Origin of the sequence: Azospirillum sp. 11R-A (assembly GCF_049472615.1) — a bacterium.
Taxonomy (GTDB): Bacteria; Pseudomonadota; Alphaproteobacteria; order Azospirillales; family Azospirillaceae; genus Azospirillum; species Azospirillum palustre.
Window position 1 is genome coordinate 66,383 of sequence record NZ_JBCEBL010000032.1, and the last position, 21,211, is coordinate 87,593.

18 protein-coding genes are annotated in these 21,211 nt (G+C 69.8%); 7 read left to right on the plus strand and 11 right to left on the minus strand.

Annotated elements, in window-relative coordinates; genetic code table 11:
* Positions 1-7 precede the first annotated feature (7 nt).
* The 4 genes from VH569_RS29890 to VH569_RS29905 all read right to left on the minus strand — a co-directional run bounded on the left by VH569_RS29890 (position 8) and on the right by VH569_RS29905 (position 4,062).
* Positions 8-877 carry a nickel/cobalt efflux transporter gene (locus VH569_RS29890; RefSeq protein ID WP_423320280.1) on the minus strand — a complete coding sequence of 290 codons (870 nt, stop codon included), beginning with the start codon at positions 875-877 and terminating at the stop codon, positions 8-10.
* Between the two features lie 10 nt (positions 878-887).
* On the minus strand, positions 888-1,157 hold the full coding sequence (locus VH569_RS29895; RefSeq protein WP_098734717.1) for a metal-sensing transcriptional repressor: 270 nt from the start codon (positions 1,155-1,157) through the stop codon (positions 888-890).
* A gap of 96 nt (positions 1,158-1,253) precedes the next feature.
* Entirely contained in the window at positions 1,254-1,733 is a 480-nt protein-coding gene (locus VH569_RS29900) for a DUF411 domain-containing protein (protein WP_423320281.1), read from the minus strand.
* 40 nt (positions 1,734-1,773) lie between these two features.
* Positions 1,774-4,062, minus strand: coding sequence for a heavy metal translocating P-type ATPase (locus VH569_RS29905; protein WP_423320282.1), 2,289 nt, complete (start codon positions 4,060-4,062; stop codon positions 1,774-1,776).
* 91 nt (positions 4,063-4,153) lie between these two features.
* On the opposite strand from VH569_RS29905, the gene VH569_RS29910 reads away from it, so the two are divergent.
* Together VH569_RS29910 and VH569_RS29915 are read left to right on the plus strand one after the other, a co-directional pair.
* On the plus strand, positions 4,154-4,600 hold the full coding sequence (locus VH569_RS29910) for a MerR family transcriptional regulator (protein WP_109047088.1): 447 nt from the start codon (positions 4,154-4,156) through the stop codon (positions 4,598-4,600).
* Positions 4,601-4,897: 297 nt separating this feature from the next.
* Positions 4,898-7,147 carry a response regulator gene (locus VH569_RS29915; RefSeq protein ID WP_423320285.1) on the plus strand — a complete coding sequence of 750 codons (2,250 nt, stop codon included), beginning with the start codon at positions 4,898-4,900 and terminating at the stop codon, positions 7,145-7,147.
* Positions 7,148-7,162: 15 nt separating this feature from the next.
* On the opposite strand, the gene VH569_RS29920 is transcribed toward VH569_RS29915, so the two are convergent.
* The 5 genes from VH569_RS29920 to VH569_RS29940 all read right to left on the minus strand — a co-directional run bounded on the left by VH569_RS29920 (position 7,163) and on the right by VH569_RS29940 (position 12,747).
* Complete coding sequence (locus VH569_RS29920) at positions 7,163-8,596, minus strand: tetratricopeptide repeat protein (protein ID WP_423320287.1); 1,434 nt, start codon at positions 8,594-8,596, stop codon at positions 7,163-7,165.
* 68 nt (positions 8,597-8,664) lie between these two features.
* A complete protein-coding gene (locus tag VH569_RS29925; protein ID WP_423320288.1) occupies positions 8,665-9,909 on the minus strand; it encodes a D-alanyl-D-alanine carboxypeptidase family protein in 1,245 nt (414 codons plus the stop codon).
* A 62-nt stretch (positions 9,910-9,971) separates the two neighbouring features.
* Positions 9,972-11,654: a PAS domain S-box protein gene (locus VH569_RS29930; RefSeq protein WP_423320290.1), complete on the minus strand. Its 1,683-nt coding sequence runs from the start codon at positions 11,652-11,654 to the stop codon at positions 9,972-9,974.
* A 291-nt stretch (positions 11,655-11,945) separates the two neighbouring features.
* A complete protein-coding gene (gene infC, locus VH569_RS29935; protein ID WP_081506050.1) occupies positions 11,946-12,479 on the minus strand; it encodes a translation initiation factor IF-3 in 534 nt (177 codons plus the stop codon).
* A gap of 55 nt (positions 12,480-12,534) precedes the next feature.
* Positions 12,535-12,747, minus strand: coding sequence for a hypothetical protein (locus tag VH569_RS29940; protein WP_109047024.1), 213 nt, complete (start codon positions 12,745-12,747; stop codon positions 12,535-12,537).
* 400 nt (positions 12,748-13,147) lie between these two features.
* Here VH569_RS29940 and ypfJ point away from each other — a divergent pair, with 400 nt between their 5' ends.
* Entirely contained in the window at positions 13,148-14,062 is a 915-nt protein-coding gene (gene ypfJ / locus VH569_RS29945) for a KPN_02809 family neutral zinc metallopeptidase (RefSeq protein WP_423320293.1), read from the plus strand.
* A 24-nt stretch (positions 14,063-14,086) separates the two neighbouring features.
* Here the strand turns inward: ypfJ and VH569_RS29950 are convergent, their stop codons facing one another.
* Positions 14,087-14,908 carry a hypothetical protein gene (locus VH569_RS29950; protein WP_423320295.1) on the minus strand — a complete coding sequence of 274 codons (822 nt, stop codon included), beginning with the start codon at positions 14,906-14,908 and terminating at the stop codon, positions 14,087-14,089.
* 266 nt (positions 14,909-15,174) lie between these two features.
* On the opposite strand from VH569_RS29950, the gene VH569_RS29955 reads away from it, so the two are divergent.
* A complete protein-coding gene (locus VH569_RS29955) occupies positions 15,175-16,539 on the plus strand; it encodes a nucleotide sugar dehydrogenase (RefSeq protein WP_423320296.1) in 1,365 nt (454 codons plus the stop codon).
* A gap of 379 nt (positions 16,540-16,918) precedes the next feature.
* Here VH569_RS29955 and VH569_RS29960 read toward each other — a convergent pair whose 3' ends face one another.
* Positions 16,919-17,602 (minus strand): DUF2076 domain-containing protein, encoded by a 684-nt coding sequence (locus tag VH569_RS29960; RefSeq protein WP_423320298.1) that lies wholly within the window; start codon positions 17,600-17,602, stop codon positions 16,919-16,921.
* A gap of 438 nt (positions 17,603-18,040) precedes the next feature.
* On the opposite strand from VH569_RS29960, the gene VH569_RS29965 reads away from it, so the two are divergent.
* The 3 genes from VH569_RS29965 to VH569_RS29975 are packed head-to-tail and all read left to right on the plus strand — an operon-like array spanning position 18,041 to position 20,929.
* Complete coding sequence (locus tag VH569_RS29965; RefSeq protein ID WP_376967445.1) at positions 18,041-19,252, plus strand: putative DNA modification/repair radical SAM protein; 1,212 nt, start codon at positions 18,041-18,043, stop codon at positions 19,250-19,252.
* A gap of 11 nt (positions 19,253-19,263) precedes the next feature.
* Positions 19,264-20,712 (plus strand): UdgX family uracil-DNA binding protein, encoded by a 1,449-nt coding sequence (locus tag VH569_RS29970; protein ID WP_423320300.1) that lies wholly within the window; start codon positions 19,264-19,266, stop codon positions 20,710-20,712.
* A gap of 46 nt (positions 20,713-20,758) precedes the next feature.
* A complete protein-coding gene (locus VH569_RS29975) occupies positions 20,759-20,929 on the plus strand; it encodes a hypothetical protein (protein ID WP_423320302.1) in 171 nt (56 codons plus the stop codon).
* Positions 20,930-21,211 lie beyond the last annotated feature (282 nt).

A 21,211-nucleotide genomic window follows, 5' to 3' on the forward strand; every position in this document is an offset into this window, starting at 1 on the left:
GTCCGGCCTATCCCGCCCGCTGGACGGCGGAGGAAACGGAGGGCGAACCGGCGAGATGGTATCCCAGCCCCGACAGCCCGTGCAGACCGACGTAAAGTCCGACCGCCAGGATCAAAGCGCCGGAGACATAGGGGGCCTGGCGGGCGATGCGGCCGAAGGCGCCGGACCAGCGGCGCTCGGCATGGCGCATCCCCAGCGCCGCGACCACGCCGGCCGACATCAGGGTCAGCGCCAGCCCGATGCTGAAGCACAGCACCAGCACACCGCCCAGGGCGACCTCCTTCAATTGCAGGCACAGCAGCAGGACGGTGATGGCGGCGGGGCAGGGGATCAGGCCGCCGGTCAGGCCGAACAGGACGATCTGGCCGGTGGTGACCGGCCGCCCATCGAAGCGGCGGCGGATTTCCTCGGCATGCGTCCGCGCGTGCGCATCCTCCGGCTCGTCGTCATGCTGGTGGTGACCATGATGATGGCCGCGATCATGGTCGTGCTCATGATCGTGGTGATGGCCGTCATGATGGTGATGGGAATGCTGCTCCCGCCATGTCCGCGCCATCATCCACAGCGCCACCCCGACGATCAGCACCGCCGAGGCGACCTGGAAATAGGGCTCGGTCGTCGCGGCGTCCCAGCCCTGGCCCAGTTGCAAGCCGGCGAGCGCCACCACCCACACCACCAGCGTGTGCGAAACCGTCGCCGCCAGCCCCAGCAGGACCGCCTGCAACACCGTGCCGCGGATGGCGACGATGAAGGCGGCCATCATGGTCTTCGAATGGCCGGGCTCCAGCCCATGCAGGGCGCCCAGCAGGATGGCGCTGGGAACGAACAGCCAGGCCTGCCCGGCTCCCTGCTGCAACAGGGCGGCGAAATCCGGCATTCCGGCCCCCCTAGAGGTATTTGGTGATCGCCTTGAACTCGGCGACGGAGCGGCGGGACTCCTCCGGTCCGGCATCGACCGCGGCGTCCAGGCAATGGTCGAGATGGTCGTGGATCAGCAGCTTCTTGGCCTCGCGCACGGCGCTTTCCACCGCGTGGAGCTGCTGCGCGATGTCCAGGCAGGGGCGTTCGGCCTCGATCATCTCGATGATACCGCGCAGGTGACCGTCGGCACGCTTCAGGCGCTTGACGATGTCGGGATGGGAATGGTGCTTGCTCATCTCCAGATCCTATCCCCCTGGAGGGGATAGAGTCAAAGACAAACTCTTCCCCGGCCGGGATGGCGCTTCGCCCGCCACCCCGGTCCGGCAAGAAGATCAGTGGCGGGAGAAGACCTGCGGACCGCCGGCAGCGCCGAACAGCATGACCTGATAAGGCTGACCGCTGGCCATATCCATGCCGGGGGCGTCCTGCGGCATGCCGGGGACCGCCAGCCCGCGGGCCTGCGGCCGTTCGGCCAGCAGCCGCGTCACATCCTCGGCCGGCACATGGCCTTCCAGCACATAGCCGCCGACCCGCGCCGTGTGGCAGGAGGCGAGGTCGTCCGGCACGCCGGCCATCCGCTTCATCGGCGTCACATCGTCGACGGTGTGGACGGTGACGTCGAAGCCGGCCGCGCGCATGTGCCGCACCCAGCCTTCGCAGCATTCGCAGCTCGCCGCCTTCCAGACCTCCACCGCCGCGTTGCCGGTTGGGACGGCGGCGCGGACCATGCCCGGCAGCCCCACGGACCCGAGGCCGAGCGCCAGGACGGCAAGCGCCGCCCCCCGCATCATCGTCCGCCGCGTCATGCTCATAGAATTTCTCCCAATAGAATCAATGCTTTGCCCGAAACGTTCACGGGCGGATGGACAGAAGGCGCAGGGCGTTGGCGGTGACCAGCACGGTGGCGCCGGTGTCCGCCAGGATCGCGGGCCACAGCCCGGTGACACCAAGCACGGTGGTAAGCAGGAAGACCGCCTTCAAGCCCAGAGCCAGTGCGATGTTTTGACGTATGTTGGCCATGGTGCGGCGCGACAACGCCACCAGCGCCGCCACGTCGCCGACCCGGCCGTGCAGGATGGCGGCATCGGCCGTCTCCAGCGCCACGTCGGTGCCGCCGCCCATCGCGATGCCGACATCGGCGGCGGCGAGCGCCGGGGCGTCGTTGATGCCGTCACCGACCTTCGCCACCCGCTGCCCCCGGGCCTGGAGATCGCGGACGATGCGCAGCTTGTCGTCCGGCAGCAGTTCGGCATGCGCCGCCATGCCCAGCATCCCGGCGACCGCCCCGGCGGTGCGGGCATTGTCGCCGGTCACCATCAGCGAGCGGATGCCGGCGCGCTCCAGCGCCTCGATCCCGCTGCGGGCATCGGGGCGCGGCTCGTCGCGCATGGCGATCAGTCCGGCGGGGATGCCGTCGACCATCAGGACCGAGACCGTCTTCCCCGCCTCGGCGAAGGCGGCGGCCTGGTCCGCCTGTGCCGCGCTCAGCGACGATGCCGCGGCCTGGGGCGACAGCAGGGCCAGCAGACGGCCGGCCACCTTGCCGGTCAGGCCGGCACCGGGAAGGGCGGTGACCTCGCCGGCCACCGGCGGGGCGATGCCGCGTTCGGCCGCCGCGACCAGGATGGAGCGGGCCAGCGGATGGCTCGATCCGGCCTCCAGCGCCGCGGCATCGGCCAGCAACTCCGCCTCGCTGCCCAGCAGGGGGATCAGGTCGGTGACGCGGGGCTTGCCTTCCGTCAGGGTGCCGGTCTTGTCGAAGGCGACGGTGGTGATGCCGCCCAACGCCTCCAGCACGGCGCCGCCCTTCAGCAGCAGCCCGCGCCGCGCACCGTTCGACAGGCCGGCGGCGATGGCCGCCGGGGTGGAGATCACCAGCGCGCAGGGGCAGCCGATCAGCAGCACCGCCAGGGCGCGGTAGATCCACTCCGTCCAGTCGCCGCCGGAAAGCAGCGGCGGCACCACGGCGACCAGCGCCGCCACCCCGACGATGCCCGGCGTGTAGAAGCGGGCAAAGCGGTCGATCAGCCGCTCGGTCGGGGCCTTGCTCGCCTGCGCCTCCTCCACCAGCCGGACGATGCGGGCGATGGTGTTGTCGCGCGCCGCAGCGGTGACGCGGACGCGCAGCGCGCCGTCGGCGTTGATGGTGCCGGCGAAGACCTCGTCGCCTTCGGCCTTCGGCTTCGGCACGCTTTCGCCGGTGACGGGGGACTCGTCGACCGCACTGCGGCCGGACAGCACGACGCCGTCGGCCGCCACCCGGTCGCCCGGCCGCACCAGAATGACGGAGCCGACCGCCAGCCCGGCGGCGGGAACGGAGTGCGGGGCGCCGCCGTCCTGTTCCAGCAACGCCGTGTCGGGAACCAGTGCGGTCAGGCCGCGGATGCCGGCGCGCGCCCGGCCGGCCGCCACCCCCTCCAGCAGTTCGCCGACCAGGAAGAGGACCAGAACCGTCGCCGCCTCCTCCACCGCGCCGATCAAGAGCGCGCCGATGGCGGCGACCGTCATCAACATCTCGATGGAAAAAGGGGTTCCGGCCCGTGCCGCCGCCAGGGCACGGCGGGCGACCGGAACCAGCCCGACCAGCAGCGCCAGCGGGAAGGCCCAGGGCTCCGCCGCCGGCACCAGCAGTCCCAGCGCCGTCGCGGCGGCCAGGGCCGCACCGGCCGCCAGGGTCAGCCGAGCCTTGCGGCCCCGCCACCAGAGCGCTTCGGACGGATCGTCGTGGCCGTGGAAATGGCTGTGGGAATGGCTGTGGGAGTGCCCGTGGGAATGATCATGGGAGTGGGAGTGAGCGTGAGAATGCGGTTGGGCCTCGGTCTCGCAGCAGCCCCCGCCGCAATTTGGCGGTCCGGCCTCCACCACCGGATCGGCAGGGGTGGCGCCGTAACCGAGGGTCGTCAGCGGACGCACCACCGCATCGGCGCCCAGCATGCTCTCATGCGAGACGGTCACCGTTCCGGCAGGCACCGACACCCGCACCTCATGGATCCCCGGCACCCGGCGCAGCGCCGTCTCGATCTTGGCGGCGCAGGAGCCGCAATCCATGCCGGAAACCCGGTAGCGGCTGGTGCGCAGGGCGGTGCCGGCCTGCGTCCCGGCCAGAGGATCGGGAATGGAGTCGGAAATCGGTCCGTGCATGGAAGAAGCTCCTCGATCATGGCCGTTGCCGGCAGCTCTTCCAAAGCCTAGATCCTCCAGTGACTGGAGGATCAAGAGGGAAATGCCGACAATGTCCAGCCTGCCCGCCACCCCGCCGTCGCCCCTGACCATCGGGGCACTCGCCAAGCAGACCGGCGTGAAGATCCCGACCATCCGCTATTACGAGAGCATCGGCCTGCTGCCGGAAGCGCCGCGCACCGGCAGCAACCGGCGCACCTACGACGGCGGGTCGGTCCGCCGCCTGCGCTTCATCCGCCATGCCCGCGAGCTGGGGTTCGAGGTGGAGGCGATCCGCCAGCTGCTGGCCATGGCCGACGATCCGGGCCAGCCCTGCCGGGAAGCCGACCTGCTGGCCCGCACCCATCTGGCCGAGATCGAGTCCCGGATCGCCCGGCTGGAAGCCCTGCGCGACGAGGTGCGGCGGATGGTGGAGGGCTGCGCCCAGGATCAGGTGCGCAGCTGCCATGTGATCGAGGTGCTGGCCGACCACGCCCACTGCCTGCACGACCGGCACTGAAGCCCTGGCTTTTGGTTTTCCGTGTGATTCACGCTTCAAGCAATTCCGCTTGAACCGATCACACTCTGGCCGGGACGAAGCGCCGCAGCGGGCGGGCGCGCCCTATGACCTGGAAGCGGTTGCCCGGCGGGCCACGGGGTTTATAGTCAAGCTCATGCAGTGTCGAAACCTTCCGTAACTCCGGCAGGCGCCACAAGGTGGCCTGCAGGAGGATCGGATCGCCATGGCGACGATAAAGGGAGCAGGCTCGGACATGAGTGGGGGAGCGGCGGCAAAGGCGGACCGGAAGCGGGCCTCATGCTGCGGCTTCTGAAGGAAAACCGCCCGCTCCAGCGCATCGGGGCGCTCGGCATCGGCCTGCTGGCGGTGCTGTGCGGCGGCACCGCGATGGTTCTGGACCGGCTGCATGACGAGACGGTGACCGAGGCGATGCTGGGCCTGCGCACGCTCAACGCCTCGCTGGCCGAGCAGACGGCGCGCACCATCGAAGGGATCGACCTGACCGTCAGCGGGATCGCCGAGCAGATCCCGCTTGAGAACCGGCACAGCCCCGAAGCCTTCAGCCGGCTGCGGACGGACCGGCAGGTCTACGAAATCCTGAAGGCCAAGGCGTCCAGCCTGCCGCAGATGGAGGCGCTGAGCCTGATCGCCGCCGACGGCACCCTGGTCAATTTCACCCGCCAGTTCCCGGCCCCGGTGCTCGACCTGTCCCAGCGCGACTATTATCTGACGCTCAAGGATGCCGATCCGGGACGCGCCTATCTCAGCCGTCCAACGAAAAGCCTGGTCACGCGGGACTGGACGCTCTACATCGCCCGGCGCGTGAACGACCCGGACGGCAGGCTGGCCGGGCTGGTCGTCGGGGTCATTCGCCTGTCCTATTTCGAGCAGTTCTACCGCAGCCTCCATGTGACGCCGGGCAGCGGCTTCAGCCTGTGGTGGCGCGACGGCATGCTGCTGGCGCGCTTCCCGCCGACGCCGGACAGGATCGGGATCGTCGCCACCGACCCGATCATCGACAGTCAGCTCTCCCAGTCCGGCACCGCCGCGACCACCCTGAAAAGCTCAATCGACGGCGAGGACCGCATCCTGTCGGTCCAGCAGTTGCGCAACTACCCGCTGGTCGTCGCGGTCAGCCGCACGCGCGGGGAGATTCTGGCGCGCTGGGAGAGTCAGGCGGTCGTCATCGCCGCCGCCGGGCTGGTCAGCGCGGTGGCGGTCGCCCTGATGCTGTGGGCGATGGCCCGCCAGTTCCTGGCCTACGAGACCGCCAACCGCGCACTCGGCGAGCGGCGGCAGGCGGTGGAGGCCCGCGACGAGGCGGAGGAGCATGTCCGCCAATTGCAGAAGATGGAAGCGCTGGGCCAACTGACCGGCGGCGTCGCCCACGACTTCAACAATCTGCTTCAGGCGGTGCGCTCCAGCCTGCACATGCTGGAAGCCGGCGGCGAGCTGCGCGGGGCGGAGAGCCGCCGGGCCCTGGAGGTCGCGAGCCAGGCGGTCGACCGCGGCGCCACCCTGACCCAGCATCTGCTGGCCTTCGCCCGCCGCCAGCGGCTGGCCCCGGCGCCGGTCGATCTCGGCGCCCAGGTGTTGGGAATGGCGACGCTGCTGGAGCGCACGCTGGGCGGCGCCATCCGCATCCGCATCGATCTCGACGCCGATGTGCCGCCGGCACTGGTCGATCCCCACCAGTTCGACATCGCCCTGCTGAATCTCGCCATCAACGCCCGCGACGCCATGCCGGACGGCGGCACCCTGACCGTCACCGTCAGCAGCCTGCCGGTGGGAACGGTGGGGGAGGGCATTTCCCCGGCCCTGGCGCCCGGCGGCTATGTCGCCGTGACCGTGCGCGACAGCGGGACCGGCATGCCGCCAGACGTTCTGGCGCGGGCCTGCGACCCCTTCTTCACCACCAAACCGGTCGGGCAGGGCAGCGGGCTGGGGCTGAGCATGGTGCATGGCCTGACCGCCCAGTCCGGCGGCGGCATCCGGCTGGAAAGCCATCCCGGCCTGGGTACCGCAGTGACGCTGTACCTGCCCCACGCTCCGGCGGAAAGCCTGGCAGAAATCGGGCCGGGAAGCAGGGCGGACGCGCCCGGCGGCCCGGCGGCCTCGACCGGAACCGAACCCCTGCCCGTGCCGTCCGCCGCCCTGCGCATCCTGCTGGTCGAGGACGACGCCCTGGTGCGCATGGCGAATGCGGCGGTGCTGGACGAGGCCGGCCTCATGGTGTCGGAGGCCGCCAGCGGCGAGGAGGCCCTGGCCCTGCTGGAGGCGGACGAAGACATCGGCGTGCTGGTCACCGACTTCGCCATGCCCGGCATGACCGGCGCCGACCTGACCCGCCTCGTCCGCCGCCACCGCCCCGGCCTGCCGGTCCTGATCGTCACCGGCTATGCCGAGAAGGCGGTGCTGCAGGATCTGGGACGCGAGCCCGGCATCCGCATCCTGTCCAAGCCCATCCCGCCATCGGCCCTGATCGGGCACATCATGACGGCACTGCGGGACCCCCGCGCCGCCATGGGTGCCGACATCGGGTGCTGAGATCGCACACCGGCGTCAGGTGTCCTTCAGGCAAGCCCCCACATGGGTGAAGCGGAAGCGCGCATCGATCGGCACATCGGGAAAGGGCAGCCCATGGCCGTCATGGGCGCTGTCATGCACGAGGCAGCGGCCCTCGATCAGCGGCCAGACGACCCGACCAAGGAAGCGCTGGTCCCCCAAGCGTCCGTCTTCGGCGCGGGCGGCAACCTCCACCAGAGGGGCCATCGGCGGCAGAATGCCGGCCCGCCCGCCCCACATGCCGGCCAGCATCAGATCGGTGTGCATGATGTGATCGCGCATGACGTGGAAGGGGAGGCCGGAGGCCAGCCAGGCATCCACTGCGGCCCGCTCCCGGCTGTTCAAACGGGAATCGGCGTCGCGGCACAGGAAATGACTGACCGTCGGGTCGTCGGAGACGAGGAAGCGCCAGAACAGGCCTCGCGCCGGTCCGCTGCCCGCTTCCATGGCGACCAGCTCAGCCCCCGCCGCGGCAAGCTCGCCGAGAACGGATGCCGGCACGGACTCGTCATGGTGGATGCGGCAAGTCCAGCCCGGATAGAACTCGGCCGCAAGCCGGACATTCTCCAGCGCGCCCTGCATGTACAGGGATGCGGAGCCCCACAGGCTGAAACTGATGATCCGCCGCGTCCGGCCGTCCTGCGAAGCTGCGGGAAGCGGCGCCACTCCGACGCCCTGCTGCCCCTCCCGCGCCGCTTTCGCCTTCCACGTCAGGATGGCACAGGCTTCGCTTGCCGCCTCCGCCATCCGCCCGCAGTGGAAAAGCGTCGCGACGAGGTATTCCTGCGTATCCAGATGATCGGGGGCGAGGGTACCGGCACACCGGAAGGCGGTCGCCGCCTCCGCCATCCGCCCGGCGTTGCAGGCGGCGACCCCGGAATTGTACCAGACGAGGCGCGAGGACGGAGACAGCGCCAGAACGGCGCGGTAAGCCGCCAGGGCGGCCTCCCAGTCCTGCCGGTCGAAGCGGGCATCCGCCAGCCCGGTGCGGATGCGGAGATCGCCGGGACGCAAACGCGACGCCTCCATGAAGGCCGCCTCGGCAGCGGTCGGATCGCGACCGTCCAGGCAACGTGTGCCGTGCTCCAGCAGCAGCCCGGACAGCGGCTCGGCAGCCTGCGGCGCGCCCAGGGCATGCGCCCGCCGGTAGGCGTCCATCGCGGCCCCGGTGCGGCCGGCGGCACGCAGCAGATTGCCGTAATTGAGAAGATACTCCGCCGAGTCCGGCCGCCGGGCCACGGCTTCGGCGATCCGGACCAGCCCTTCCTCCAGCCGTCCGATCTGGCCCAGCAGGATACCGGACAGATGAAGCGCGTCCGGATATCCCGGCTCGGCCTCCAGCACACGGGCATAGAGGGTTTCCGCCTCGGCAAACCGTCCTGCGGCGTGCAGATCAAACGCCAGAAGAGTCGCTTCGGAGAGGGTGGCCATCGTCCCCTACATAGCCGAGAACAGGCCCCCGATCCAAAACGAAATCTAAAGACGCCCTCCGCGGCGCGTCACCGGTCCTGAAGCGCGAAGCAGCCCTTCCCGGCCGTCTTCAGGGCGGTGCAGGCCGCATCGGCCTTCGTCGCGGCAAAGCCGGTCAGCCGGGCCTTGTAAAGACCGCCGGAACGGACGACCGCAGGGCTGGTGCCGGCGGCAAGGGCACCCAGGCGCTTGGCCGTGGCGCGGGCGCTGCTCTGTGCGGCGGCTTGGCTGGCGAAGGCACCGACCTGGATGGACCAGGGACCACCCGTGGAGGAACCACCGGTGGAAGGGCCGCCGGTGGATTTCGCAGCGGATGGCTTCACCGCGGGGGCGCCCACGCTCACCGCCGTGCTGCGCTGGGCGATCGAGGCGCTGTTCTTGGTGATCAGCAGATCCGGCTGCACGGGCGCCGGCCTGACCGGGCTGGTCGGACGCTTGAAGCCGGCATCCAGCAGGTCGGCAACCCGGTCGTCGCGGGAGTTGGCGCTGTGCCCACCCATCACCACCGCGATCAGGCGGCGGCCGTCCCGCACCGCCGAGGCGGCGAGGTTGAAGCCGGAGGCGGCGATGTAGCCGGTCTTGATGCCGTCCATGCCAGGGTAGCGCGCCATCAGGCGGTTGTGGCCATAGACCGTGTCGCCCTGCCAGTCGAAGCTGCGGCGCTGAAAATAGGCGTAATGGCGGGCGTGGCCGCGGATCAGCGCGCGGGACAGGATCGCCATGTCGCGCGCCGTCGTCCGCTGCAACCGGTCGGGCAGGCCCGATGCGTTGCGGAAGACCGTGCGGCGCATGCCGAGCGCGTGGGCACGGGCGGTCATCCTGGCGGCGAAGGCCGTCTCGCTGCCGCCCAGCGCCTCGCCCAGCACCACCGCCACGTCGTTGGCCGAGCGGGTGACCAGCGCCAGGATCGCCTGCTCCACCGTGATGGTGCTGCCGGGAGCCAGCCACAGCCGCGACGGCGGCATCGACGCGGCATGCTGCGACACCACGAGGCTCTGGTCCAGCCGCAGCGAGCCGCGCTCCAGCGCCTCGAAGGTCAGCATCAGCGTCATCATCTTCGTCAGCGATGCCGGATAGGTCAGGGTGTCGGCGTTGCGCCCCTGGATGACCTTGCCGCTGCCGGCGTCCATCAGGATCTCCGCGGCGACCGGACCGGAGGTCTTTTTCACCGAGCGCTTGGCCAAGGCCGGCAGGGGCGTCAGCAGGACCGCGACCAGAACCGTGAGAACGGTCAGGGAGAGCAGCAGCGTCGAGACGCGGGCGAGCGGGTGCATCGTCTCAGGTCTCCCTAGATGCCGGGGGAAAGGCGGGGCAGGATGGGACAGGGCAACGGGCGTCATCCGCCGGCCGGGCCGTCGGAAGGGCTGTCGGAAAGGCCATCGGACAGAAGCTTCCGCACCATGGCGCGGAAGGCGTCGACCGCCACAGGCTTGGCCAGCATACGCATATTGTGGCCAAGCCCATCCTCGCCGTCGCCGTGCCTGTCGTCCAGGGCTTGAAAGGCATAGCCGGTCAGGAACAGGACCTTCAGATCGGGATAGTGCGCCTGCGCCGCCTCCGCCAGCTGACGGCCGTTCAGGCCGGGCAGCCCGACATCGGTCACCAGCAGGTCGACCGGCGGATTTGCCCCGGCCACGCCTTTGGTTCCCGCTTGGGCATTTGTCAGTTGGGCAAGCGCCGAGGTGCCGTCGGCGGCTTCCAGCGTGGTGTAGCCGTCGCTCTCCAGCACCTCCACCAGCAGCATGCGGACCAGCTCCTCGTCCTCCACCACCAGCACGGTGCCCCGGCCGGTCCGGCCGGGCGGCGGCAGCGCAGGCACGGCGGCGGGCTCCGCTCGCCCGGTGCAAGCGGCGGCGGCGGCATGATCGCGCGGCAGGTGGAGATGCACCGCGGTGCCGCGGCCGACCGCGCTGTCGATGCGGACGAAGCCCCCGGACTGGCGGGCGAAGCCATAGAGCTGGCTCAGCCCCAGGCCGGTGCCCTGGCCGATCGGCTTGGTGGTGAAGAAAGGCTCGAAGGCGCGGGCCAGCACGTCGGGCGGCATGCCGGTCCCGCTGTCGCGCACGGTCAGCACCGCATAGTCGCCGGCCTCCACGCCGGGATCGTTGACGAGGTCGGCCGGTGCGAACGCGGCGTTGGCGGTTTCCACCGTCACGCATCCGCCGTCCGGCATGGCGTCGCGGGCGTTGATCACCAGGTTCAGCAGGGCGCTTTCGATCTGGTTCACGTCGGCATGGACCGGCCACAGCGGCTCCCCCAGCCGCCGCTCCAGCCGGATCTGCTCGCCCACCGAGCGGCCCAGCAGGTCCCACAGCCCGGCCACCAGCGCGTTCAAATCGACGCGCTCCGGCTTCAGCGGCTGGCGCCGGGCGAAGGCCAGCAGGCGACGGGTCAGGGTGGCGGCCCGGTCCACCGCGGCGCGGGCGGTGGCGGTGAAGGGGGCGATGTCGCTGCGCCCGGCCGACAGCCGCTGGTCGATCAGCTCCAGGCTGCTGCTGATCGCCTGCAGCAGGTTGTTGAAGTCGTGGGCGACGCCGCCGGTCAGCTGGCCGACCGCCTCCATCTTCTGCGCCTGGGCCAGGGCCTCGCGCGCCTCATCCAGCGCCTGCTGGGCCTTGCGGCGCTCGGTGATGTCGCGGGTGATCTTGGCGAAGCCGCGCAAAATCCCGGTCTCGTCACGGATGGGGTCGATGACGACGCTGGCCCAGAAGCGGGTGCCGTCCTTGCGCAGGCGCCAGCCCTCCGCCTCGAACCTGCCCTCCGACAGGGCGGTGGCAAGCGCGCGCTGCGGCATGTCGGCAGCGCGGTCCTCCGGTGTGTAGAAGCTGGAGAAATGCCGGCCGATGATCTCGTCGGCGGCATAGCCCTTCATCCGGGCCGCCCCCGCATTCCAGCTGCGGACGACGCCGGTGGGATCGAGCATGAAGATCGCATAGTCGACCACGCTCTGGACCAGCAGGCGGAACTGCCGTTCGCCGGAGATGGGTTCCCAGGCGGGCGCGACACGTTCGTCCTTCATAACAACGACTTTCCGGAACACGGGGGAGAGTGAGACACGGGAAGTCCGATGATTCCCGTTCGACGCCGACCGGGTCAATAACCCAATGCGAATAGTCGGGTATTATTCCGCCGCATCACGCGGGATGTTCCGGGATTAATCCGGCGCGATTTGAGGGCAGGAAAATTCGATAATCGGCAAATTCGCGGAGGAATTTACGCTCGGGACGGAAAAAGGCCGTCGGGAGAAAAAGACGGGCGCGAGAAAGGGGCGGGGCGGCGAACCGCCCCGCGAGATCCCTTTGGCACAAGCTCAGCGCGGGGCCAGCACCATGACCATCATGCGGCCTTCGACCCGGGGCATCTGCTCGACCTTGGCGATGTCCTGGAGCTGGTCACGCACGCGGACGAGCACGTTCAGACCGAGATCCTGGTGCGCCATCTCGCGACCGCGGAAGCGCATGGTCATCTTGACCTTGTCGCCTTCCTCGATGAAGCGGATGGCGGAACGCATCTTCACGTCATAATCGTGATCGTCGATGTTCGGCCGAAGCTTGATTTCCTTCAGCTCGATGATCTTCTGCTTCTTCCGCGCCTCGTTGGCCTTCTTCTGCTCCTCGAAACGGAACTTGCCGTAATCGAGGATCTTGCAGACAGGCGGATCCGCCTGGGGCGCCACTTCGACGAGGTCGAGGTCGGCATCCGCGGCGGCTTCCAGCGCTTGGCGGAGCGGCACCACGCCGACCATCTCGCCGTCGGCGCCGACGAGGCGGACCATACGGGCGGTGATTTCACGGTTGAGGCGCGGGCCTTCGCGGACGGGGTCCGCGTCGTAGAGCTTGGCTATGGTGATCTCCTGTGGTCGTGGATGGGTAGAAAAGGACGAGCCCGGGCCGATAGGATCAGCCCAGGATGTCGAGCACAATCTGCCGCAGTTCGCCCCGGGTCAAGCCGGACGGCTCAGGACTGGAGCGAAAATCGGGCTTTTTGCTCTCAACTGCGGCGAATTGGCCAGCGGTGAGGCGGGTGGAGGCCCGTTGGACCGGCGCAAAGGCGGGCTGGGCGGCAAAATGGCCGGCGGTCTGCGAAAGGGCGGAAACGATCGGGGTCGTCATGAAAATCCTCCAGGCCGGATGGGCGGACCGATGGATTTCGGTGCCGGCCGGCTCTTGTTTGTGTGGCGTCGTGAACGGGAGCCGCCGCGGCGCAACACCGCTGCAGGAGGCTCCGATAAAGCAAAACAGGCCCCGGTATGGGCATGTTCCAAACGGCCGGCGCCCCCACGAAGACTCTCTCCCGCCGGAACGGGAAAGGTGGGGGACGGCACAGCCCGAGCGGTTCTGCCCAGACGGTTTTCGGCTTTTCTCCAGATGGGGAGCGGGGTGGGATTTTCAAGCCGTTCCGCACCGGTTCCCCATCTTGCCGCCGCATCCGCAGGGAACGTGGAAAGCCCTCGATGGTTTCGTCTCCACCGGACCTGACGATCGGGACGGGCGGGGCCGAAGGAGGGTGGCGATGCGGTGGCAGGGCGGACGGGAAAGCGAGAATGTCGAGGACCGCCGCGGACAGGGAGGCCTGGGCGGCGGGGGCGGGCTTGGAAGCGGGGGCGGGGGCTTCCGCATCGGCCCGGGCGGGCTGGGCGTCGGCGGCGTCATCGTTGTGCTGCTGGTCTCGATGGTGCTGGGGGTCGATCCCACGGTGCTGCTGGGCGGCGGCGAGCAGGGAGACCGGACCACGGCAGACCGCACCCAGATCGGCGAAGCCGCTCCGCGCAGCCAGGCCGACGACGAGCTGAAGCGCTTCGTCTCCGTCGTGCTGGCCGACACCGAGGACACCTGGCAGGGCCTGTTCCAGCAGATGGGGCGCCAGTATCAGGACCCGACGCTGGTTCTGTTCACCGGCACGGTGTCGTCGGGCTGCGGCCGGGCACAGGCGGCGATGGGGCCCTTCTACTGCCCGATGGACCGCAAGCTCTACATCGACCTCGGCTTCTACCGCGAGCTGCGTGACCGCTTCCAGGCGCCGGGCGACTTCGCCCAGGCCTATGTCATCGCCCATGAGGTCGGCCACCATGTGCAGAACCTGCTGGGCATCTCCGACAAGGTGCAGGCGGCCCAGCAGCGGGCGGGCGGCCAGGCCGAGGCCAACGCCCTGTCGGTGCGGCTGGAGTTGCAGGCCGACTGCTTCGCCGGCATCTGGGGCAACCATGCCAACCGCGACCGCAAGATGCTGGAGCCCGGCGACGTCGAGGAGGCGCTGACCGCCGCCAGTGCCATCGGCGACGACCGCCTGCAACGTCAGGCGCGCGGCACCGTCAGCCCCGACAGCTTCACCCATGGCAGCTCCGCCCAGCGCGTCCGCTGGTTCCGCACCGGCATGGAAAGCGGCCGGCTGGAAGCCTGCGACACCTTCGGCACGGACCGGCTGTGAGGGGATGAAGGGCCGGGAAGAGGCCTAACCTCCCGGCCCGCGCATGAGCCGCAGATAGTCGAGCACGCGGGCGGTGCGCCAGTCGGGGTCGGCCCAGCAGGCGGCTTCCCGCGCGCGGCGGCAGGCGGCTGCCGCCTCCTGCCGGGGCTGGCCGGTCAGCGGGCGCAGGTCGGCTGGGATGGCGGAGAGGCAGGCCTCGGCGAGGTCCGCGGGCGGGGCGGGGCCGGTCTCCAACCAGCGTTCGGCCTGCTCGAACCGGTCGCGGCACATCAGCGCGATCATGTAGTCGCAGGCCGATTGCAGGCCGGGCGCCAGCCGGCCGGGACTGACCGACAGCACCGGCAGCAGCGGGGCCAGCGTCGGCGCCAGATGGTTGGCGTAGAGCGCCGCCCCCCAATACCGCTCCGCCGTCTGCCGGAAATGGTCGAGGTCGCGCACCGGCACCAGACCGGACTCCGCGACGGGCAGGATCTCCACCTTCGGCTTGGTGACCACCACCGTGTCGTTCGACACGTCGACATAGAGCGCACCGATCTGGAGCGCGTTCTGGAAATACTGCCCGCGCAGGACGCCCCAGACGCTTTGCAGCACGCCGCCCCCCTCGACGAAGGCGCGCAGCGCGCGCTCCACCGGGCCGGCCGGCTGGGCCAGACGTTGCGACAGGCGGGCGAAGAGGTCGCGGGTGATCTCCTCGCAGCGGCCATAGGGATAGGGCTTGCCGCCGGCCGGCGGCAGGCCGGCGAGCGCCCGGTCGCTCTCCTCGCGCAGCGCCATGAAATAGCCGAAGAGGGCCGCCGGATCGCCGCCCAGATGGAGGGCGGTCAACGCCGACTGGCGGTCGTCCACCGGGGCGATCTCTTGGGGAAGAAGGGGCGGGTGCCGGGCTGTCATGGCAGATCGGGTCTGGGCTGGCGGGTCTTGGACGGACGGAGTCCGGGGAGGTTGGCATCCTTCCCGGTCCCGGCGCCAGAGTTTCCGATCCCCGGCAGCCATGGACGGGTGTTGCCGGCGGAAGGGGGGGTTGCGCAAAGCCATCCCGCCCGTCACACATTCGGCGACCGCAGGCGGGACACCTGTCCGGGCGGTCCAGTCCTTTCGAACGGAACGGCACGATGAGCACAGCGGACACCCAGCCCGACATGCAGGCACCCGACATCCAGTCCCTGGAAAGCGCCTATCGCGGCCGCAGCGCGCGGGTGGCGGTGGTCGGGCTCGGCTATGTCGGGCTGCCGCTGGCCCTGGCGCTGACCGGGGCCGGCTTCACGGTCACCGGCTTCGACATCGACCCGGCCAAGGCGGCGGCGCTGAACGGCGGACGCTCCTACATCCGGCAGATCGCCGACGGCCGTGTCGCCCAGGCGGCGGCGACCGGGCGGTTCCGGGCGACGACCGATGCCGACGCATTCGCCGCCTGCGATGCCGTGATCGTCTGCGTCCCCACCCCGCTGTCGCCGCAGCGCGAACCGGACCTGAGCTTCGTCGAGGCCTCCACCCGGCTGATCCGCGACCGGCTGCGCCGCGGCCAGCTGGTGATCCTGGAATCGACCACCTGGCCCGGCACCACCGACGAGGTGATGCGGCCGATCCTGGAGGAAACCGGGCTGGCCAGCGGCCGCGACTTCTTCCTGGCCTACTCGCCCGAGCGCGAGGATCCCGGCAACATCACCTTCACCACCAGCACCATCCCCAAGGTGGTCGGCGGCGACGACGAGGGCGCGCGCCGGCTGGCGGTGGCGCTCTACGAGCAGGTGGTGCCGCAGGTGGTGCCGGTGTCGGGCACGCGGGCGGCGGAGGCGACCAAGCTGACCGAAAACATCTTCCGCTCCGTCAACATCGCCCTGGTGAACGAGCTGAAGATCGTCTTCGAACCGATGGGCATCGACATCTGGGAGGTGATCGAGGCGGCGAAGACCAAGCCCTTCGGCTTCATGCCCTTCTATCCCGGCCCCGGCCTGGGCGGCCACTGCATCCCGATCGACCCCTTCTACCTGACCTGGAAGGCGCGCGAGTACCAGATCTCCACCCGCTTCATCGAGCTGGCGGGCGAGGTCAACACGATGATGCCGCGCCATGTGGTCGACCGCCTCGCCCTGGCGCTCGACCGGCAGGCCGGGATCGGGCTCAGCCGGTCGCGCATCCTGCTGGTCGGCATGGCCTACAAGAAGAACGTCGACGACAGCCGGGAATCGCCGGGGCTGCGGCTGATGGAGATGCTGCTGGAGCGCGGGGCGGCGGTCGAGTACCACGACCCCTTCATCCCCGTGCTGCCGGTCACCCGCGAGCATTCCGCCCTTGCCGGCCGCCGGTCCGTCGAATGGACGGCGGAGCGGCTCGCCGGCTTCGACGCGGCGGTGATCGTCACCGACCATGACGGCATCGACTGGCAGGGCCTCGCCGCCCACTGCCCGCTGGTGGTCGATACCCGCAACGCCATGCGCGCCGTCGAGGGATTCGCCGACCGCATCGTGAAGGCCTGAAGCGCGGGGCGGAGCCGCAGGCGGCTGCAACAGCGTGGAACGTGCCGGGCGGCGGCGTTCCATCGCCAGGGCCGATGGGAAAGACGGCTGGAGAGACGGCTGGAACAGCGTGAAACACGCCGGGCGCTGCCGTTCCATCCGGCAGGCCGGCTGCTGGGTCGGCGGCGGGGCCGGATGGAACGCTGCGGAACAGGGCGGACGGCGGCGTTCCATCGGTCGGGGAAGTCCCCCTCCCATGCCTTGGCACAGGCGATCCTGAACAGGGGGGAGGGGAAGACATGGCGTCGGCTCCGCAACGGTGAGACCGACGCCATCATATAGGAATTTTCTCCGCAATGGCGGCGCTCAGTTCAACGGAGCGCCGCCATCAGGGATGGTCTCACATCTCCTCTTCGCCGCCGAAATCGCCCCAGCCGCTGTCCTCGACCGTCTGTTCGACATGGTCGGTGGCGGCGGTGGCCGCGTCGGTGGCAGCACCGGCGGCCTCGGCCGCCACCGCCTCGCCGCCGGAGAACATGCTGGACAGCGCGCTGCCGATCAGCATGCCGCCGGCGACGCCGGCCGCCGTCTGCATAGCGCCGGCCATGAAGCCGCCGCCGGCCCGCGGCTGCTGGGCATAGCCGGCGACGCGCGGGTCGCCATAGGCGGGCGTGCCGGCAGCAGCCGGCGGACGGCCCCAGGGCGAGCCGGCCGGCATGGCGGCCGCAGGGGCGGCTGCGGCCGGGGCAGAGGCCGGATATGAGGGCTGCGGAGCGGGACGGCTGCTGCCGCCGAACAGGCTGCCGAACAGACCGCCGCCGCCGGACTGGGCCGGGGCGGCGGGAGCGGCGGCCGGGCGCTCGCGCAGCTGGCGCTCCAGTTCCTCGTTGCGGCCCTGCGAGGCGGCGAGGGCCTGCTCCATCATCACGATGGCCTGCGCCATCAAATAGGGGGCGGCCGGCTGGCGGGCGATCCGCTCGCGGATCAGCGCCTCGGCCTCGGGATCGCGCGGGCCGGATTGCGCCTCGGCCTGATGCAGCTTGGCGAACAAGTCGTCGATGATCTGGCGTTCGGTGTGGTCCATGGCGATGCTCGTCTTCATCAAAAGGTTGGGAATGAGGCGGGGGAAGGAGTCAGGGTCTGGGCCCGGCGCCCCGGAGGCGCACGAAGCCGACCGCCCGGAGGGCGGCAAGGCCGACCGCCCGGAGCGGCGGCAAAGCCGTGCGGCGCGCCGGAGGGTCGGCGCGCGTCGCGGAAAGATCGGGAGCAGGGAAAGCCGGAAGCCGGGGGGCGCTGTCTCAGGGGCAAGGGCATCAGTCCCTCCAAGTGCGGTCACGCCCGTCGGCGCAAGAGCAGGTGAAGAGATCCGACATCGCGACCACGTCTAAGTCGCCAGAGGGGCCCGGATCCGGTTGTAGAGCACGTGGCCCCGTTCCGGCCCGCTTTCAAGACACCCCGCTTGCCTTTTCCTTCCGGAAGAACATATTGCGAACATTCTGAAAGGAAGAGGGAAGCCATCGCGGTGGATGACGCGCTGCTCGACAAACTCGAAATCCTGGCGGATGCGGCGAAATACGACGCCTCCTGCGCGTCGTCGGGAGCGAAACGGCGGACGGGCGGGCCGGACGGCATCGGTTCGACCACCGGGGCCGGCATCTGCCACGCCTATACGCCGGACGGGCGCTGCGTCTCGCTGCTCAAGATCCTGCTGACCAACTATTGCCTGTTCGACTGCGCCTACTGCATCAACCGCCGCTCCTCCAACGTGCGGCGCGCGCGGTTCAGCGTCGACGAGGTGGTGCAGCTGACGCTGGGCTTCTACAAGCGCAACTGCATCGAAGGGCTGTTCCTGTCCTCCGGCATCATCCGCTCGCCCGACCACACGATGGAGCAGCTGATGCTGGTGGCGCGCACGCTGCGGCGCGACCATGGCTTCGCCGGCTACATCCACCTGAAGACCATCCCGGAGGCCAGCCCCTGGCTGATCGAGCAGGCCGGGCTGTGGGCCGACCGGCTGTCGATCAACCTCGAACTGGCCTCCGACCGCAGCCTGAAGGAGTTCGCGCCGGAGAAGGACGGCAGCTCGATCAAGGCGGTGATGGGACAGGTCGGCGAACGCATCCTGGAGGCCAAGGAGGAAAAGCGCCGCTTCTCGCCCGCAGGTCAGAGCACCCAGATGATCGTCGGCGCCGACGCCTCCACCGACCTGTCGGTGCTGGAGACCAGCGACACGCTCTATCGCCGCTATGGGCTGCGCCGGGTCTATTATTCCGCCTTCAGCCCGATCCCGGAGGCGAGTTCCGCTTTGCCGGCCAAGCCGCCGCCGCTCCAGCGCGAGAACCGGCTGTACCAGGCCGACTGGCTGCTGCGCTATTACGGCTTCACGGTGGACGAGATCGCCGCCGGGGGCGAGGGCGGGATGCTGGATCTGGGCATCGACCCCAAGCTGGCCTGGGCGCTGAAGAACCGAGAGCGCTTCCCGGTGGACGTCAACAGCGCCGACCGCGAGATGCTGCTGCGCGTGCCGGGGCTGGGCGCGCGGGCAGTCGACAAGATCGTCGAGGCGCGCCGCCACACCACCCTGCGGCTGGAGGATGTGGCGCGGCTGTCGTCGGGGCTGAAGCGGGCGCGCGCCTTCCTGATCGCCGCCGACCACCATCCGGGCGGGCTGACCGACCGCGCCGATCTGCGGCAAAGGCTGGTGGCGCCGCCCAAGCAGCTCAGCCTGTTCTGAGGGGATCGGCCATGCGGCATGTGGAGCTGAGGGACGGCGCCGATCTGGACGGTTTCCGCCGCGCGCTGCGCGGGCTGGTCGCGCTCGGCGCCGATCCGGACGGGGTGGTGTGGAGCGGCGGGGCGGCGCCGTCGCTGTTCGGGACCGCTCCTGAAACCGGGACGGCGCCCTTGCCGGCCGATGCGCCGCCGGTTCCGCTGCCCCGCCCGGTGGGGGCGCTGATCGAAAGCGTGGTCTGCCACCGCGATCCGGAGCGCTACGCCCTGCTGCACCGGCTGGTCTGCCGGGTGGTGCGGGGGGAGCGCGACATCCTCGACCACCATGCCGACCCGCTGGTCCACCGGCTGGCGCTGCTGGACAAGGCGGTGCGGCGCGACCTGCACAAGATGCACGCCTTCCTGCGCTTCCGCGAGGTTCGCGATCCGGCCAACTCCGAAGATCGGGGCGGGGAGCGCTACGTCGCGTGGTTCGAGCCCGACAATTTCATCGTCGAGGCGACCGCCTCCTTCTTCGTCGAGCGCTTCGAGAGCCTGGTCTGGACGATCCTGACGCCGGTCGGCTCGCTGCATTGGGACCGGCGCTCGCTGACGGTCGGGCCGGCGGCTTTGAGGCCGGAGGGGCTCGACCGCGACGACCGCTTCGCCGAGGGCTGGCAGCGCTATTACGAGAGCACCTTCAATCCCGCGCGGGTGAACCCGACGGCGATGCGGGCGGAGATGCCGCGGAAATACTGGGCCAATTTGCCGGAGGCGGCGGCCATTCCCGGAATGATCCGCGGCGCCCCCGCCCGCGTCCAGGCGATGATCGAGGCGGAGGCGGCAGCGCCCCGCCGCCGCAACCCCGACAAGGCCGTCGCCGCCATGGCCCGGCAGGAGCCGGCGACGCTGGCCGAGCTGAACCGCATCATCCGGGCTGCCGATCCGCTGGTGCCGGGGGCGACGCAGGCGGTGCTGGGCGAGGGGCCGGTGGGGGCCGCCATCGCCATCGTCGGCGAGCAGCCCGGCGACCGGGAGGACATGGAAGGCCGCCCCTTCGTCGGCCCGGCCGGGCAGCTGCTTACCCGCGCGCTGGAGGAAGCCGGGATCGAGCGCGACGCCGCCTACCTGACCAACGCAGTGAAGCATTTCAAGTTCGTCGCCCGCGGCAAGCGCCGCCTGCACCAGTCGCCGACCGCCGGCGAGGTGAAGCATTACCGCTGGTGGCTGATGAAGGAGCTGGGTTTCGTCCGCCCGCGTCTGGTGGTGACGCTGGGCGCCACCGCGGCCCTGGCGCTGAGCGGACGCAGCGTGTCGGTGCTGCGGGAACGCGGGCCGATGGGATTCGGCGACTGGGAGGGGCTGGTCACCGTCCACCCGTCCTACCTGCTGCGCCTGCCGGCGGGGGAGGGGGCGGAACAGGCCTATCGCGACTTCGTCGCCGACCTGCGGCGGGCGCGGGGGATGGTGGAGGGGACGGGTTGACGGCTGTTATGAAGCCGTTCGAGGATGGCACATCAGGGAGGTTTCCATGGAAAAAAACGAGCGTGTCACACAGCGCCGAGAGCTTTTATCTCTGAAATCCAATGTGGATCGCGGGATGAGAGATCTGGCTGCTGGCCGCGTGGTGGATTTCGATGTCAACCGCATCATCGAGCGGGGGAAGAGACACCTTATTCGCTCTTCCATCTCAATAAAGTGAAAAGCAGCTCGATGACCTGACGCTGCTCCTTCCCCAGCCCTCCTATCAGGCCGCGGAAAAAGGCTGTGCTGTGCTGACCAGTCGTGATTCTCTCCGGTTGAAGAGAAAGCGGCCGTTGGGGGGATGATGCGGGGATCGGACGACCACAGCGAGGGGCTGTTCAGCTATGTGAGCTGTGAGGCCCGTGTTCCGGCGAGCCATTCTTCTTCCTCTATCGCGGCACCATCCGCATCCATGGCGGCAAATCGGGGCGGCTGGTGCTGCGCTTCAACGGACTGGACC

Excerpts from the sequence above, each read along its gene's own strand:
- VH569_RS29890 (WP_423320280.1), bottom strand. The coding sequence starts at position 877 with ATGCCGGATTTCGCCGCCCTGTTGCAGCAGGGAGCCGGGCAGGCCTGG.
- VH569_RS29895 (WP_098734717.1), bottom strand. The coding sequence starts at position 1,157 with ATGAGCAAGCACCATTCCCATCCCGACATCGTCAAGCGCCTGAAGCGT.
- VH569_RS29900 (WP_423320281.1), bottom strand. The coding sequence starts at position 1,733 with ATGAGCATGACGCGGCGGACGATGATGCGGGGGGCGGCGCTTGCCGTC.
- VH569_RS29905 (WP_423320282.1), bottom strand. The coding sequence starts at position 4,062 with ATGCACGGACCGATTTCCGACTCCATTCCCGATCCTCTGGCCGGGACG.
- VH569_RS29910 (WP_109047088.1), top strand. The coding sequence starts at position 4,154 with ATGTCCAGCCTGCCCGCCACCCCGCCGTCGCCCCTGACCATCGGGGCA.
- VH569_RS29915 (WP_423320285.1), top strand. The coding sequence starts at position 4,898 with ATGCTGCGGCTTCTGAAGGAAAACCGCCCGCTCCAGCGCATCGGGGCG.
- VH569_RS29920 (WP_423320287.1), bottom strand. The coding sequence starts at position 8,596 with ATGGCCACCCTCTCCGAAGCGACTCTTCTGGCGTTTGATCTGCACGCC.
- VH569_RS29925 (WP_423320288.1), bottom strand. The coding sequence starts at position 9,909 with ATGCACCCGCTCGCCCGCGTCTCGACGCTGCTGCTCTCCCTGACCGTT.
- VH569_RS29930 (WP_423320290.1), bottom strand. The coding sequence starts at position 11,654 with ATGAAGGACGAACGTGTCGCGCCCGCCTGGGAACCCATCTCCGGCGAA.
- VH569_RS29940 (WP_109047024.1), bottom strand. The coding sequence starts at position 12,747 with ATGACGACCCCGATCGTTTCCGCCCTTTCGCAGACCGCCGGCCATTTT.
- ypfJ (WP_423320293.1), top strand. The coding sequence starts at position 13,148 with ATGCGGTGGCAGGGCGGACGGGAAAGCGAGAATGTCGAGGACCGCCGC.
- VH569_RS29955 (WP_423320296.1), top strand. The coding sequence starts at position 15,175 with ATGAGCACAGCGGACACCCAGCCCGACATGCAGGCACCCGACATCCAG.
- VH569_RS29960 (WP_423320298.1), bottom strand. The coding sequence starts at position 17,602 with ATGGACCACACCGAACGCCAGATCATCGACGACTTGTTCGCCAAGCTG.
- VH569_RS29970 (WP_423320300.1), top strand. The coding sequence starts at position 19,264 with ATGCGGCATGTGGAGCTGAGGGACGGCGCCGATCTGGACGGTTTCCGC.
- VH569_RS29975 (WP_423320302.1), top strand. The coding sequence starts at position 20,759 with ATGGAAAAAAACGAGCGTGTCACACAGCGCCGAGAGCTTTTATCTCTG.